Raw genomic sequence first — 15,216 nt, forward strand, 5'->3', positions numbered from 1 at the left:
GCACAGGACGTGACCTGCGTCCCTGTGACCGCAGTAACAGTTCTCTGGTGATCACGTGACGATTCCGGGCCCTTGACGCTGTGCTCGTCCTCCCTATGCGGCCGCCTGAAGGTCGAGCCGGGCCCCGAACTCCCGGACGACGGCCTCGTCCCGGAACGGCTCCAGGCGCTGCTGGAAGTCGTCGAGGTACTCCGCGCCCCGGTTGGAGCGGACGGTCTCCAGCAACTCCACCGCTTTCAGGCCGGTGTTGCAGGCCTGCTCGATCTCGCGCTGCTGCACCTGCGCGGTGGCGAGCAGGACGTAACCGATCGCCCTGCGGCGCGCCTTGTTCTCCGGGAGCCCGTCCAGGGACTCCTGGGCGCACCGCGCCGCCGCGTCGGCCTGACCGAGGTCACGGTGGCAGTGCGCCAACTCGTCGGCCAGATAGGCCTCGTCGAAGTGCGCGATCCACGCCGGGTCGTCACCCGAGGAGGGATCAGCCGCCTCCAGCGCGGTCACGGCCCGCGCCGACGCCGCCTGGGTCGCGCGCACGTCGCCCATGAGCGCGTGCCCGCGCGCCTCCGCCGCGAGGAACATGGCCTCCGCACGCGGTGTCACCCGGCCCCGCGCCCCTTCCTGCGCCGCCCGCGCCAACTGGGCGATCTCGCGCGGGTTTCCGAGCTGTGCGGCGAGGTGGCTCATGGACGCGGCGAGCACATAGCCGCCGTACCCGCGGTCACCGGCCGCCTGCGCGAGCCGCAGCGCCTGGATGTAGTACCGCTGGGCCAGGCCCGGTTGACCGGTGTCGATCGCCATGTATCCGGCGAGCTCGGTCAGCCGGGCCACCGCGGCGAACAGGTCGCGCCCGACGGCCTCCCGGTACGAGCCCGCGAGCAGCCCGGAGACCACGCTGTTGAGGTAGTGCACGACGACCGGGCGGACATGCCCGCTGCCGTACTGGTGGTCGAGGTCGACCAGGGCCTGGGTCATCGCGCGCACGGCCGCCACGTCGGACTGGCCGACGCGCGGGCCCGCCTGGCGTGCCACCTGCGCGTCGGGCGAGGAGATCAGCCAGTCCCGGCTCGGCTCGACCAGCGCGGACGCGGCGACCGAGGAGCCGGACAGGAAATCCCGTCGCCCCACGTCACTGCGCCACAGCTCACACACCTGCTCGATGGCGCCCAGCACCGTCGGTGAGAACTGGAGGCCGACACCGGAGGCGAGGTTCTTGCCGTTGGCCATGCCGATCTCGTCGATCGTGACCGTACGGCCGAGCTTGCGCCCGAGCGCTTCCGCGATGATCGCGGGCGCCCTGCCCCGCGGCTGCTGTCCCCGTAGCCAACGGGCCACGGACGTCTTGTCGTAGCGCAGGTCGAGGCCGTGCTCGGCGCCGCACATGTTGACCCGGCGGGCGAGCCCGGCGTTCGAGCACCCCGCCTCCTGGATGAGCGCTTGCAGCCGTTCGTTCGGCTGCCGCGCGACGAGTGGCCTTGCGGCCATGGCGTACCCCCTGTGGCTGCGGTGCCTGCCCACGCACCGAGTTGACGTGTCTTCCACTCCCGGACCTCGTCGGTGTGAACGAAAAGATCCGGCCGTGAAGATCAATGCCCCGCGGAGACAGCTAAAATGCGAGGCATGCGAGGATTGCCGGGGTAAAGGCGGAAGCCTGCCCCGTTCGTGGCTACCCAGCTCACGCCCCGGCCCCTCCCGCGCGCCCCCACACGTGCATCCATGCGCCCCAGATGCCGAATCAATGCTCCTCCCCCGCGCGCGCTACAGCCGTAACCCGAGGTGGGCGCGGGAGTTGTGTTGAGCGTGGAAGAGACGATCGCGGGCCCCGAGGCCGCTCAGATTCCGAAGCAGCGCGGGGAATCGCTGCTGGAGACAGCCGTACGATACGCCGAGGAGCGCCACTGGGACGTCTTTCCCGGCACCTGGCTGGAAGCCGTCGACGGGGTGCAGCGCTGCTCCTGCGGTGACACCGCGTGCGCCTCCCCCGGGGCGCACCCCGCGCGCGAGGACTGGGCGACGCAGGCCACGGGCAGTGCGACCGTCGCGCGCCGGATGTGGCAGAAGCAGCCGGCGGCGTCGATCCTGCTGCCGACGGGGCGGACCTTCGACGCGATCTCCGTCCGGGACACGGCCGGCTTCCTCGCGCTGGCCCGCATGGAGCGCATGGAACTGACCCTCGGTCCCGTCACGCTGACGCCCGACCGCCGGATGCACTTCTTCGTGCTGCCGGGCGCGACGGCGAAGGTGCCGGACCTCGTGCGCCGGCTCGGGTGGGCCCCCTCGTCCCTCGACCTCGTGGTGCTGGGCGAGGGGTCGTTCGTCGCCGCTCCCCCGACCCGCTACGGGTCGTCCGGAGCCGTGCAGTGGGCCTGCCGTCCCACGGCCGCGAACCGCTGGCTGCCGGACGCCGAGGAGCTGATCTCCCCGCTCGCCTACGCGTGCGGTCGGGACAGGTGAGGTGCGCGCCTAGAGTGGGCGTCCATGACGTCGGCTGTGAGTGTGCGGGGGCTCTGGAAGCGGTTCGGGCAGCAGGTTGCCGTAGCCGGGATTGATCTGGAGCTTCCCGCCGGGAAGTTCATCGGGCTCGTCGGGCCCAACGGGGCCGGGAAGACCACGACTCTCTCCATGGTGACCGGGCTGCTGCGGCCCGATCAGGGGTCCGTCTCCGTCGTCGGGCACGACGTGTGGCGGGACCCGGTGGCGGTGAAGGCCCGGATCGGGGTGCTGCCCGAGGGACTGCGGCTGTTCGAGCGGCTCTCCGGGCGGGAACTGCTCGCCTACTCCGGGCGGTTGCGGGGGCTGCCCGGGGGCGAGGTCGACCGGCGGGCCGCGCAGCTGCTCGACGTGCTGGACCTCGCGGGGGCCCAGCACAAGCTGGTCGTCGACTACTCGACCGGGATGCGCAAGAAGATCGGGCTCGCGGCCGCCCTGCTCCACAATCCCGAAGTGCTGTTCCTCGACGAGCCCTTCGAGGGAGTCGACCCGGTCTCGGCGCAGACCATTCGCGGGGTGCTGGAGCGGTACACGGGCTCCGGCGCCACCGTCGTCTTCTCCTCACACGTGATGGAGCTCGTGGAGTCCCTGTGCGACTGGGTCGCCGTCATGGCGGCCGGCCGCATCCGCGCGCACGGTCCGCTCGACGAGGTGCGCGGTGCCGCGCCCTCCCTCCAGCGCGCGTTCCTCGAACTCGTGGGCGCGCATGGGCAGGACGCCGGGGCGAACCTCGACTGGCTGGGCGGCGGGGCCCGATGACGGCTGCCGACTCCCCGGCAGGGGCCGCTCCGGGCCCGGTTCCCGGCCAGGTCCCTGGCCCGGTGGCGCAGGACGTCACCCCGGTCGTGGTACGGCTGAAGCTGTCCCTGCTGCGCAACGGTCTGCGGCAGTCCGGCGGGCGGCGGGCCGCCTACATCGGCTCGGCCGTCGCCGTGCTGCTCTTCTCGGCCCTCCAACTGCTCGGACTGGTCGCGCTGCGCGGCAACGAGCACGCGGAGTCCGTCGCCGTCCCGCTGGTCGCCGTCCTCGCGGTCGGCTGGGCCGTGATGCCGCTGTTCTTCCCCGGCGGCGACGAGACCCTCGACCCCACCCGGCTGGTGATGCTGCCGCTGCGGCCCCGGCCCCTGGTGCGGGCGCTGCTGGTGGCCTCGCTGGTCGGCATCGGGCCGGTGTTCATGCTCTGCGTGCTCGTCGGCTCGGTGGTCGCCGTCGCGCACGGCGGGACGGCGTACGTCCTCTCCGTGGTCGCCGTGCCGCTCGCGCTGCTGGTGTGCGTGGCCCTCGCACGGGCGGTCGCCGCGGCCAACCTCCGGCTGCTGAGCAGTCGCAAGGGCCGTGATCTGGCGGTGCTGAGCGGACTGGTCGTCGCGATCGGCGCGCAGGTCGTCAACTTCGGTGCCCAGCGCCTCGGTTCGGGCGGCCTCGGGCAGCTGGAGGGCCCGGCCGGGGTGCTGGGCTGGATCCCGCCCGCCTCGGCGATCGGGGCGATCGGCTCGGCGAGCGAGGGGGCGTACGGCACCGCTGTCCTGCAACTCGCCCTGTCCGTAGCCGCGTTGGCGGGCCTGCTCGCCCTCTGGTCGCGTCACCTCACCCGGCTGATGACCTCGCCCGACGGCTCCACCCTGCCGTCCGCCGAGGGGGCCGCCAAGGAGCGGAACTCGACCGGGCTCGCGCGACTGCTGCCCGGCGGGCGCACCGGCACCGTGATGGAACGCAGCCTGCGCTATGTGTGGCGCGACCCCAAGACCAAGGCCGCGTGGGTGACCTCGCTGGCCATCGGACTGATCGTGCCGGTGTTCAACGCGGTGCAGGGCACCGGGTCGATCTACTTCTCCTGCTTCGCCGCCGGGATGCTCGGTGTGCAGATGTACAACCAGTTCGGGCAGGACACCTCGGCGTTCTGGATGGTCGCGCTCACCATCTCCTCCACCCGGGACGCCTACGTCGAGCTGCGCGCGCGTGCGCTGGCACTGCTGGTGATCACCCTGCCGTACGCCACCCTCGTCACCGTGGTGACGACCGCCATGATCGGTGACTGGCCGAAGCTGCCCGAGGTGCTCGGCATGTCCTTCGCGCTGCTCGGCGCGATGCTGGCGACCGGGGCGTGGACCTCGGCGCGTTTCCCGTACTCGATCCCGCAGGAGGGCTACAAGAACGTGGCCCCGGGCCAGTCGGGACTCGCCGCGGCCGCCGTGGTCGGCGGCATGGTCTCGGCCGCGCTGCTGTGCGCGCCGGTGATCGCGCTGGCGATCTGGGCCAACGTCAGCGCGCGCGGCGACGAGTGGAGCTGGGTGCTGCTGCCGGTGGGGGCGCTGTACGGCGGGATGATCACCGTCGCGGGCCTGCGCCTGGCGGCACCGCGGACGGCACGGCAGCTGCCGGAGATCCTTACTGCGGTCAGCAAGGGCTGACCGCAGTCGGAGGGCCACCCGGGGCGGGGTGGCCGGGGCCGGTGTCGGACCCCTTGTCTAGAGTGCACTGTGCGACTCCTGTGAGGTGTTGACCGGGAGGTCGCGACGGGGATCAGGGGATCGCCGGACCAGGGGATCAGGGGCAAGGGGGCTTCTTCATGCACGGTGTTCGAAGATCGGTCGGGGCGGGGCTGTGCGGGGCGGTACTGACCGCGTCCGTGCTGCTCGCGCCGTCGGCCGGGGCGGCTCCGGTGAAAGCCGGCGCGGGGACGGTTCACGCCCAACCGGGCGCCGACGGCGTCGAGTTGGGCAACGGCGACCGCGTCGACCTGATCGGCGGCCGGAACCTGCACATCACCGCCGCGAACCGCGCGGAGCGGACCCGCTACTCGGTCGCGTCGCTCGACGGCCGGGTCTCCGTGCGGCCCAGCGCCGAGCGCGCGGCGGACCGGGAGCCGGCGAGCCTCGCGCTGAAGCCGGCCACCGCCGCCACCGCTTCGACGACCGCGGCCGCGGCCTCGTACGCCGTCAAGCTGACGATCACGCACGCGGACTACGTGGCGAGCAAGCTGTTCTACGTCTGGGACCGCAGGACCTGGACGTCGTACCTGGTCAACAGCGACGGGAGCGGGCCGACGTCCACTGTGAAGCTGCCGCCGGGCGACTACTTCGCGGTGGCGCTGCACTCCGACTTCCAACAGCCGAGCTATCTGCTCGCGCAGTCCTTCACGGTCGGCTCGGCCGCGAAGACGGTGTCCTTCGACCAGCGGGCGGCCAAGGAGACCGGCATCCGCACCGACGACACCACCGCCACCCGGCAGTCGGCCGCGGTCTGGCTGAGCGTGCCGGGCGGTGACCTGGCGGGCTTCGCGGGTGACGGCGACGCCAAGGTGTACGTCACGCCGTTCACCGTGCCGGGCGTCTCGCTGCGCATCCATGACGTCCTGGCGAAGAAGGGCTCCTCGGCGAGCGTCCCGAGCCCCTACCGCTACGACCTCACCCACAGCTTCAAGAACATCGTGCCCGCCTCACCGGTCAAGAACGTCACCAGGACGTCGCTGGCCAGGACCATCACCCAGCTCCGCGCCCCGGGCACCCGGACCACCGCCTTCCTCCAGACCGTCCCGAACTTCGGCGAGTGGACCGGTGTCTACGTCGGCACGGCGGTGCCGGCGGCCGGTCCGGTCACCGAGTACGTCACCCCGGGCGTGGCGTACGGCCGCATCTTGGAGTACGGCACCTACGAGCAGCACCTGGACCTGGCCGACCGGACGCTGTCCGCGGGAAGCAGCGCGGGCGAGACGCTGGGCGGGGCCCCGTTCCAGCCGGTGCGCGGGGCGGGCGCCCCCTCGCAGCTGTACAACCGCCGGCTCTACCTGGCCGAGGGGAGCGCTTTCGGTGATGCCGACGGCCACCGGGGGTACGACTACCGCTCGCGGTCCGCGTACAAGGTGACGGGTGAGGACGGCGTGGTCTACGCCGACGGTCCGGGCGACGGCCCGTCCCACTCGCTGACTTCCTCGGCCCTCCCGGCAAGGGAGCAGTCGTACACCGTCCGGCAGACCCTGCACCGCCGGGTGCCGTACGCGCGGCTGGCGACGGACCTGAGCAACGAGTGGACGTTCCGCTCCAGCAGCACCTCCGCGGGCACCTCGGACCGTGAACTGCCGCTGATCGACGCCCAGGTGAAGGTCTCGGACCTCGACGCCCTCGGCCGGGCCGCCGCCGGGACCGTACGGGTCTCCGCGACCGCGGCCACCCGCGGCGTCGACGCGGCCACCGCCAACACCCGGGTCACGGGCCTCGCCGCCTCGGCCGACGGCGGCACGACGTGGACCGACCTGCCGCTCGCGGCGGACGGTTCGGCGCCGTACACCGTCACGGCCGACGCCGCCTACGTCACCCTGCGCGTCACCGCCGCCGACGACCGGGGCGGCAGCCTCAGCCGCACCCTGGTGCGGGCCTTCGCCGGCCCCGCCCGGCTGGGTGACGAGACGGCCGGCTCGACCCGCATCTCGGGCGTCGTCGTCAACGGCGGCAAGCCGGTCCGGCTCCACGACCAGCCGCTCCAGGAGTTCACCGCGACGTTCACCGCGACCGATCCGTCCGGCATCGCGGGCGGCGACATGTACCTGTACAAGGGGTCCTACGACGCCCCGAGCGCGGTTCTCTACGGCACCTGGCCCGCGTCCTGCACCAAGGTCGACGCGACCACGGCGACCTGCACGGCCCAGTTCGCCTACATCCAGCCCCGCTGGAACTTCGGGCGCAACGCCCTGGCGGGCACCTGGAACACGGCCGCCTGGGCGGAGTCCGCCGACGGCAGCGGGTTCACCGACCGGCACGCGGTGAAGCCGGTGCCGCTGCTGCGGGACGCGGCCCTCACGGTCGACGCCTCGCCGGAGCCCGTCGCGAAGAACAAGACCCTCACCGTCACCGGGAAGCTCTCCCGGGCCGACTGGGAGACCCTCGGCGGCTTCCACGGATACGCGGGTCAGAAGGTCCAGCTTCAGTTCCGCAAGAAGGGTGCGAGCACGTACACGACCGTGAGGACGGTCACGACGAACAGCACCGGGAACCTGAAGACCACGGTCAAAGCCACCACCGACGGCTACTGGCGCTACCGCTTCGCGGGCAGCACCACGACCGCGACCGCCACGGCCGGCGGCGACTACGTCGACGTGCGCTGACCCTTTCCGGCCCCCGGCGGACCTGGTTCGCCGGGGGCCGGGGGTGTCGCGTCACGTCAGCCGTCGTCCCCGCCGTCCAGTCCGTCCAGTCCGTCCAGGAACGGCTCTATCGCGGACCGCCACGCCTCCGGCTGGTCGTAGTGCACGAGGTGGCCGGCGTCGGCGACCTCGGCGTACCGGCCGCGGGGCAGGACGCGGACCATCTCCTGGGCCTCGGCGCGGCCCAGTTCGCCGTCCAGGCCGCGGACGACCAGCGTGGGGCACCTGACCTGGGCGAGTTCCTCCCAGTGGGCGTCGTAGACCCAGGTCTCGCGGGACTGGAGCATCTGCTCGGGCTCGAAGACGGGGCGCCAGCCGTCGGGGGACTCGGCCATCACCTCGGCGTAGAACTCGCCGCGCGCCGGGTTGGGCCGCTCGACCCAGGGGTCGTCCTCGCCGAACCACTTGCGTACGTCGGCGAGGGTGGCGAAGGGGACCGGCCAGGCCTTGAACCATTCGCCCCACTCCCGCTGCGAGGCGGCGCCGAGGGCGGAGGCCCGCATGTCGCAGATGATCACTCCGCGGACCAGGTCGGGGCGGCGGGCGGCGAGCTGCCAGGCGGTCAGGGCGCCCATGGCGTGGCCGATGAGGACGACGGGGGCGAGGTCGAGCTGTTCGAGGGCGGCCTCGGCGTCCTCGACGTACGCGTCGCGGGTGAAGGCGGCCCGAGGGGGCTTGTCACTCTGGCCGTGACCGCGCTGGTCGAGCGCGACGGCCCGGTACCGCTCGGAGAGCCAGCGGGCGGTGGACGCCCAGTGGGAGGCGCGGCCCATCAGGCCGTGGAGTAAGAGGACCCCGGGTGATCGTTTCTCCGGGGGTGGGGAGGCGGCCTTCGCCCGGTCGGTCGGGTCCGTCGGATCGCTCTTGGGAGGATCTCCGAACTCCCAGGCGGCGAGACGTACGCCGCCCGCCCCGGTCACGTCGATGCGCCGCGCCATCGGCACCCCCCTTGGCCTGCCGTGCCTGTGGTGTCTGTCCTGTCCGCTGCTGTCGTGTCGTGCCTGTCGTACATCTGTGCAGCGCACGTCACGCGCGCCCCGTCACCCGCAGACTATCGAATGCGTATTCGAAAATGGGTTCTCGCGCGACAACACCCCTCGTTCGGGTGACCGCCCTCCAGGAATGATCGCCGCGACCGAGGGGAGATTTGCAGCGGGAGGCGGACCGCTCGGGGACATCGGTCCGAGGGGAATGACCCTGGGAGCTCGGGGCTCCGGGTCAGCACAGGGGAGGACAGGCCCCGGCGCCGCAAGGTGCCGGGGCCATCCCCACGTCTACGGCACATCCGCCCGCCCCCTCAGGTCATATGCCTCACGCGACAGCCTCGCACGGGAAGCGTCGAAGCGCTGCGATTCCGCACAGTGAATCTCGGAACGACGAGGCCCCGGACGGCACCGGGCCCAGGTCCGGGGAGGAGCCCAACCGGGACCACAACTGCCCGGCAGAACCCGGAAGTTGAATTGGCTCAGCGCTTGGCCACGAACACATGCGAGGCGACGTCCGACTCCAGCTCGGCCGCCTCCCCGCCGCTGCCCACCAGCACCCCGCCGGCCGACTCCGTGACGCTCACCACCGAACCGGGCTGCACACCCGCGCGGCGCAGCGTGTACATCAGCTGCGCGTCCGTCTGGATGGGCTCGCCGATACGCCGCACGACGACCGTCTTGCCGTCGATACCCGGGTCCAGCTCGGCCAGCGAGACCATGCCCTCGTCCAGGAAGGGGTCGGCGCCGTCCTTCTCGCCCAGCTCCTCCAGGCCCGGGATCGGGTTGCCGTACGGCGACTCGGTCGGGTGGCGCAGCAGCTCCAGCACCCGGCGCTCCACCGCCTCGCTCATCACGTGCTCCCAGCGACACGCCTCCGCGTGGACCTGCTCCCACTCCAGGCCGATCACGTCGACCAGCAGACACTCCGCCAGGCGGTGCTTGCGCATCACGCGCGTGGCCAGCCGACGGCCCTCGTCCGTCAGCTCCAGGTGCCGGTCGGTGGCGACGGACACCAGGCCGTCACGCTCCATCCGCGCCACGGTCTGGCTGACCGTGGGCCCGCTCTGGTCCAGCCGCTCGGCGATCCGGGCGCGCATGGGGACCACACCTTCCTCCTCCAGCTCGAGGATGGTGCGGAGATACATCTCCGTGGTGTCGATCAGTCCGGACATACGTGCCCCTCGATGAGATCTGCCGGAAGCACGACAGCTTCCCGGCGCGTGCGCTGGCCCTGGCCTCAATTCTGCCGGATACCACTGACAAGCGTGCCGCGCCGTGGAGACCGGGCCGCAGCGAGCGGAATCGCGCCCCTGCCGGCGAACGGGATCGCGGCCGTGCCGACATCACGCACGGCCGTATTGACATCCCACTGGTCCAGACCGCACGGTGATCCGCGACACGGCGACGAAGGGTGGATGAGGCATGGGCGGCACGGGCTCCGCGGGCGGCCACGGCACACTGTCCGGACAGTTCTTCGACGCCGCGATCGGACTCCTGGAACGGGTCCGGGACGAGGAGGGCGAGTCCGTCGCGGCCGCCGGTGAGCTCCTCGCCGACACCGTCGCCGACGGGGGCCGCCTCTTCGCCTTCGGCGCGGGGCACTCCTCGCTCGCCGCGCAGGACCTGGTCTACCGGGCCGGTGGGCTCGCCCTCATGAACCTGCTGACGGTGCCGGGAGTGGTGGGCGTCGACGTCATGCCCGCCACGCTCGGCTCCGCGCTGGAACGGGTCGACGGCCTCGCGAGCGCGGTCCTGGACTGCTCCCCGCTCCGCGCGGGCGACGCCCTCGTGATCATCTCCCTGTCCGGCCGCAACGCGCTCCCCGTGGAGATGGCCCTGACCGCGCGCTCCCTCGGCGTGAAGGTCATCGGCGTCACGTCCCTCGCCTACACCACCGCGACGAAGCCCCGCCACAGCTCGGGCACCTTCCTCAAGGACCACTGCGACGTCGTCCTCGACTCCAAGATCTCGGTCGGCGACGCGGAACTCACCCTGGACGCCGTCCCGGCCCCCTTCGCCCCGGCCTCCACGGTGGTGACCTCGGCCCTGCTCCAGGCGGTCATGGCCACGACGGCGGCCGCCCTCACGGCCCGCGGCATCGACCCCCCGCTCCTGCGCTCGGGCAACGTGGACGGCGGCCTGGAGTGGAACGACCGGGTCTTCGAGGAGTACGGGGACCGGATCTTCTACCGGCAGTAGACATCCGCGCAGAACGCAGACGACCGGGCATCCACGCAACAACGCAGACGACCCGCGAGCTCGGGTCCCTCCACCTCGCGGCGGGGGAGCCGGCCGGACGTTACCGGCGAGCTCGCGGGTCGGGTGACTGCGTTGAATTGGCCGGCTGCGTGCATCACGTACACGCTGGTCCGGCACCGCACTGAATGTGGTGGCAGGCCGCTAGCCCGCAGCCACCTCGCGCGTCCGGGTTTCACTCATGTACCCGATCACCTCCTTTCGGCGTGAGGCACACACTAGGAAGCCATCGGCCGCCGATCAACTGTTTTTAGGATGGCGTTGCTGATCGACACGGACGGATGGAGGGGGACCATGGCTGACCTGCGAATCGAGCCCGTCGTCGGGGACGTGATGGCCGAGGAGTGGCGGTTTGTGCACAACGTGATCGTTCCGCCCGCTGCCATGGGGATCGAGGAGGTGCGGGAGCGGGTCGGGCGCAATCGGCTGGAGAACGCTTATGCCGGGGACACGCTCGTGGGGTGTTCCACCGTGCGGCCGCCGCAGGGGGACGACGCCGTCGCGACCGTCATCGCGCGCGTGCTGCCCGATTTCCGGGGGCGGGGTTTCGGGACCGCCCTCTACGAGAAGGGTCTTGATCATGCGCGTGTGCTCGGCGCCCGGGTGATCGAGACATGCGTGCTCGCCGTCAACGAGGACGGCACCCGGTTCGCGCGGGCGCGCGGGTTCGTCGAGGTCGACCGGTATGTGCTGGACGGCGGGAGCGACGAGTGGGTCGACCTGCGGTTGGAGCAGGGCAGGTGGGCCGTTTAGGGGGATTCGGCACGTTTCCGGCGTACAACGATTCCCTCAATCTTGCGGGAACCTGGTGTGTGCTGCGTCACGTTCGAGTTGAATTGATTGTTAGTGAGCGGCTGGCAGGGGGTCCAGGTGAGTGCTTCCCGGCGTAGTGGGACCACCGACGAGCTGGGGCCCGACGGGCCCGGCCCGGAGGGCCAGGACGGCTCGGGCGGTTCGGATCTGCTCGCCGCGCTGCTGGACGGCATGGACGCGGCCCTGTGCGCCTTCGACGCGGACGGCGTCGTCACCCACTGGAACCGTGAGGCCGAGCGCATCCTCGGGTGGAGCGCCGCCGAGGCGGTGGGGCGGCACGGGTTCGCGGGGTGGGCCGTACGGCCGGCGGACGCCGAGGAGGTCGAGGGGCGGCTGATGTCCGCCATGCAGGCGCCCGGCCGCCAGGTGCACGAGTTCGCGCTGCTGACCAAGGACGGCGGCCGGGTGCTGGTGCGAACCCAGTCCGCGGCCGTGCGGGGGCCGGACGGCAAGCCCGCCGGGGTGTACTGCGCCTTCAGCGAGGTGCACACGCAGATCGACCTGGAGCGGTCCATCGCGCTGAGCGAGGCCCTCTTCGAGGACGCGTCCTGGGGTGTGGTGCTGGTCGACGCCGATCTGCGGCCCGCCGTGGTGAACGCGCACGCGGCCCGATCCCTGGGCGTGGGCCGTACGTCCGTGCTGGGGCGGCCCCTCGGGGAGCTGCTCGCGCAGGGCGTGGAGGAGCTGGAGAGCGCGCTCACGCATGTGCTGGCCGAGGGCGCCCCGCCCGCGCCGGCCGAGATCTGGGTCGCGGTGCGGACCCCGGACGGCGAGCGGCGGCGCTGCTGGCGCTGCGGGTTCGTACGGCTGGCCTCGCCGCTCGCGGAGGAGCCCGTGCCGTTGGGTGTGGGCTGGCTGTTCAACGACGTGACCGAGGCCAAGCAGAGCGAGCAGGAGGCATCCCTGCTGCGCTTCCGTACGAACCAGCTGCACCGGGCGGCCCGGGCGGCGGCGGAGTGCGAGGACCCGGCCGAGGCGGCGGTCGTGCACCTGGACTTCGCGCTGGCCGGGTTCGCCGACCACGCGCTGGTCGACCGGGTGGCCGGCGATGCGGTGGCCGACGGCGAGGAGACGGGACCGGTCCGGCTGGTGCGGGTGGCCTCCACCCCTTCCGGGGCGCCGGGGCCGAGTCTGCTGTCGGGCGCGTCCGGGCTGCCCGTGCGCTACGGCGAGGGGCATCCGGCGTTGCAGTGCGTGGACCGCATCGGTTCGGTGCGGGCGAGCGTGGGGTCGGTGCCGGCGGACCGGGCCCGGGAGTGGGCCGAGGCCCGCCAGTGGCCCTCGGACGTGGTGCACGCGCTGTGCGCGGTGCTGCGCAGCCGGGGGCGGACACTGGGTGTCGTGACGTTCCTGCGGGGTGCGGGACGGGGACAGTTCGAGCGGAGCGACGCGGTGTACGCGGAGGATGTGGCGGTGCGGATCGCTTCCGCGCTGGATCTGGGCGGGGTGGTGGGGCGGGCGTAGTCCCGCAGGCGGTCATCCCGCCGGCGGTGGTCGGGCAGGTAGTGGCCGGGCAGGCAGTGGTCGGGCAGGCGGTGGCCGGGCAGCCGTAGCCCGCGCAAGCCGCCCGCCCGGTCGGTCGCCGGTTCAGGGACTGAGTCGCTCCACCCGCCAGCCGCCGTCCGGCTCCGCCATGTACCGCAGGCGGTCGTGGAGGCGGTTCTCGCGGCCCTGCCAGAACTCGACCGTCTCCGGCGCCACCCGGAAGCCGCCCCAGTGCGGGGGGACCGGGACCTGCTCGCCCTCGGGGTAGCGGGCGGCGAGGTCGGCGTAGGCGGTGTCGACCTGCTCGCGCGTCTCGATGACCGAGGACTGGGCGCTGGCCCAGGCGCCGAGCTGGGAGCCGTGCGGGCGGGTGCGGAAGTACGCGGCGGTCTCGTCGCGGCCGGTGCGGCGGGCCACCCCGGTGACGATGACCTGGCGGGCCATGGGGTGCCACGGGAAGAGCAGGCTGATGTACGGGTTCTGCGCGAGGTCGCGTGCCTTGCGGGAGTCGTAGTTGGTGAAGAAGACGAAGCCCTGTTCGTCGAACTGCTTCAGGAGCACCGTGCGGGAGCTCGGGCGGCCCTGGGCGTCCGCGGTGGAGACGACCATGGCGTTCGGCTCGAAGAGGTGCGCCTCGGTGGCCGCCTGCGTGAACCAGCGGGCGAACTGTTCGACGGGGGTCGCGGCCAGGTCGGTCTCGGCGAGGCCCTCCGCGCGGTACTGCTCGCGCATGGAGGCGGGGTCCGGGAAGACGGCGTGTGCTGCGTCGGTCACGCGGTCATCTTGCCGTACGGATGCCTCCCGCACCGAGGGCGGCGCCGACTGCTGGTGGCACTGAGTGCCGCATGACTCCCCAAAGGTGACACTCGGAGTTATCGTGGCGTCATTCGTCGTACGCATCATGAGGAGCCGCCTGATGTCCGACCTCGACCCCGGCTTTGTCCCTGGCCTCGAAGGAGTCGTCGCGTTCGAGACGGAGATCGCCGAACCCGACAAGGAGGGCGGCGCGCTGCGGTACCGGGGCGTCGACATCGAGGATCTGGTCGGCCATGTCTCCTTCGGCAACGTGTGGGGGCTCCTGGTCGACGGCGCCTTCAACCCGGGTCTGCCGCCCGCCGAGCCGTTCCCGATCCCGGTGCACTCCGGGGACATCCGCGTGGACGTCCAGTCTGCGCTCGCCATGCTGGCCCCGGTGTGGGGGCTGAAGCCGCTGCTCGACATCGACGCCGGGCAGGCGCGGGCGGACCTCGCCCGGGCCGCCGTGATGGCCCTCTCCTACGTCGCCCAGTCCGCGCGCGGGCAGGGGCTGCCGATGGTGCCGCAGCGGGAGATCGACAAGGCGCAGTCCGTCGTCGAGCGGTTCATGATCCGCTGGCGCGGGGAGCCGGACCCCAAGCATGTCGCGGCCGTCGACGCCTACTGGACCTCGGCCGCCGAGCACGGCATGAACGCGTCCACCTTCACCGCGCGCGTGATCGCCTCCACCGGCGCGGATGTGGCCGCCGCGCTCTCCGGGGCCGTGGGTGCCATGTCCGGGCCGCTGCACGGCGGTGCGCCCTCCCGGGTGCTCGGGATGATCGAGGAGATCGAGCGGACCGGGGACGCGGAGGCGTGGGTCAAGCAGGCGCTGGACCGGGGCGAGCGGCTGATGGGGTTCGGGCACCGGGTGTACCGGGCCGAGGACCCACGCGCGCGCGTGCTGCGCCGTACGGCCCGTGAGCTGGGGGCGCCGCGGTTCGAGGTGGCCGAGGCGCTGGAGAAGGCGGCGCTGGCGGAGCTGCACGCACGCCGGCCGGACCGGGTGCTGGCCACGAACGTGGAGTTCTGGGCGGCGATCGTGCTCGACTTCGCGGAGGTGCCGGCGCACATGTTCACGTCGATGTTCACGTGTGCGCGGACTGCGGGGTGGTCGGCGCACATTCTTGAGCAGAAGCGGACGGGGCGGCTGGTGCGGCCTTCTGCGCGGTATGTGGGGCCGGCTGCGCGGAGTCCTCGGGACATCGAGGGGTATGGGGGGATCGCCCACTGAAGGGAGCGCCTGAGGCTTGTGGG

General features: G+C 72.2%; 12 protein-coding genes. 8 read left to right on the forward strand and 4 right to left on the reverse strand.

Going from position 1 to position 15,216, the window contains the following annotated elements; translation table 11 throughout:
- Window positions 1-93: 93 nt before the first annotated feature.
- Window positions 94-1,479 (reverse strand): hypothetical protein, encoded by a 1,386-nt coding sequence (locus tag IF54_RS0113000; protein WP_030317818.1) that lies wholly within the window; start codon window positions 1,477-1,479, stop codon window positions 94-96.
- 306 nt (window positions 1,480-1,785) lie between these two features.
- On the opposite strand from IF54_RS0113000, the gene IF54_RS0113005 reads away from it, so the two are divergent.
- From IF54_RS0113005 to IF54_RS42095, 4 genes are all read left to right on the forward strand, one after another.
- Entirely contained in the window at window positions 1,786-2,448 is a 663-nt protein-coding gene (locus IF54_RS0113005; RefSeq protein WP_078851955.1) for a bifunctional DNA primase/polymerase, read from the forward strand.
- Between the two features lie 24 nt (window positions 2,449-2,472).
- Window positions 2,473-3,243 carry an ABC transporter ATP-binding protein gene (locus IF54_RS0113010; RefSeq protein ID WP_030317823.1) on the forward strand — a complete coding sequence of 257 codons (771 nt, stop codon included), beginning with the start codon at window positions 2,473-2,475 and terminating at the stop codon, window positions 3,241-3,243.
- Window positions 3,240-4,895: a transporter gene (locus IF54_RS0113015; protein ID WP_078851956.1), complete on the forward strand. Its 1,656-nt coding sequence runs from the start codon at window positions 3,240-3,242 to the stop codon at window positions 4,893-4,895. The genes IF54_RS0113010 and IF54_RS0113015 overlap by 4 nt, the downstream gene beginning before the upstream one ends.
- A gap of 158 nt (window positions 4,896-5,053) precedes the next feature.
- Window positions 5,054-7,585, forward strand: coding sequence for a hypothetical protein (locus IF54_RS42095; protein WP_159002118.1), 2,532 nt, complete (start codon window positions 5,054-5,056; stop codon window positions 7,583-7,585).
- Between the two features lie 56 nt (window positions 7,586-7,641).
- On the opposite strand, the gene IF54_RS0113025 is transcribed toward IF54_RS42095, so the two are convergent.
- Window positions 7,642-8,562, reverse strand: a complete 921-nt coding sequence (locus IF54_RS0113025) for an alpha/beta fold hydrolase (protein ID WP_030317828.1) — start codon at window positions 8,560-8,562, stop codon at window positions 7,642-7,644.
- A 527-nt stretch (window positions 8,563-9,089) separates the two neighbouring features.
- Window positions 9,090-9,782, reverse strand: coding sequence for a metal-dependent transcriptional regulator (locus IF54_RS0113030; RefSeq protein WP_030317831.1), 693 nt, complete (start codon window positions 9,780-9,782; stop codon window positions 9,090-9,092).
- A gap of 250 nt (window positions 9,783-10,032) precedes the next feature.
- Between IF54_RS0113030 and IF54_RS0113035 the strand changes: the two genes are divergently transcribed.
- The 3 genes from IF54_RS0113035 (at window position 10,033) to IF54_RS0113045 (ending at window position 13,143) form a co-directional block, all read left to right on the forward strand.
- A complete protein-coding gene (locus IF54_RS0113035; RefSeq protein WP_030317833.1) occupies window positions 10,033-10,809 on the forward strand; it encodes an SIS domain-containing protein in 777 nt (258 codons plus the stop codon).
- 351 nt (window positions 10,810-11,160) lie between these two features.
- Complete coding sequence (locus IF54_RS0113040) at window positions 11,161-11,619, forward strand: GNAT family N-acetyltransferase (protein WP_037819967.1); 459 nt, start codon at window positions 11,161-11,163, stop codon at window positions 11,617-11,619.
- Window positions 11,620-11,736: 117 nt separating this feature from the next.
- Window positions 11,737-13,143: a PAS domain-containing protein gene (locus tag IF54_RS0113045; RefSeq protein ID WP_037819970.1), complete on the forward strand. Its 1,407-nt coding sequence runs from the start codon at window positions 11,737-11,739 to the stop codon at window positions 13,141-13,143.
- Window positions 13,144-13,266: 123 nt separating this feature from the next.
- On the opposite strand, the gene pdxH is transcribed toward IF54_RS0113045, so the two are convergent.
- Entirely contained in the window at window positions 13,267-13,896 is a 630-nt protein-coding gene (gene pdxH, locus IF54_RS0113050; protein WP_051735434.1) for a pyridoxamine 5'-phosphate oxidase, read from the reverse strand.
- Between the two features lie 184 nt (window positions 13,897-14,080).
- Here pdxH and IF54_RS0113055 point away from each other — a divergent pair, with 184 nt between their 5' ends.
- The gene (locus tag IF54_RS0113055) at window positions 14,081-15,193 is read left to right on the forward strand and encodes a citrate synthase 2 (RefSeq protein ID WP_030317839.1); all 1,113 of its coding nucleotides are present in this window, start codon (window positions 14,081-14,083) and stop codon (window positions 15,191-15,193) included.
- The last annotated feature ends 23 nt before the right edge of the window (window positions 15,194-15,216 follow it).

Origin of the sequence: Streptomyces sp. NRRL B-3229, assembly GCF_000719505.1 — a bacterium.
GTDB lineage: Bacteria > Actinomycetota > Actinomycetes > Streptomycetales > Streptomycetaceae > Streptomyces > Streptomyces griseorubiginosus.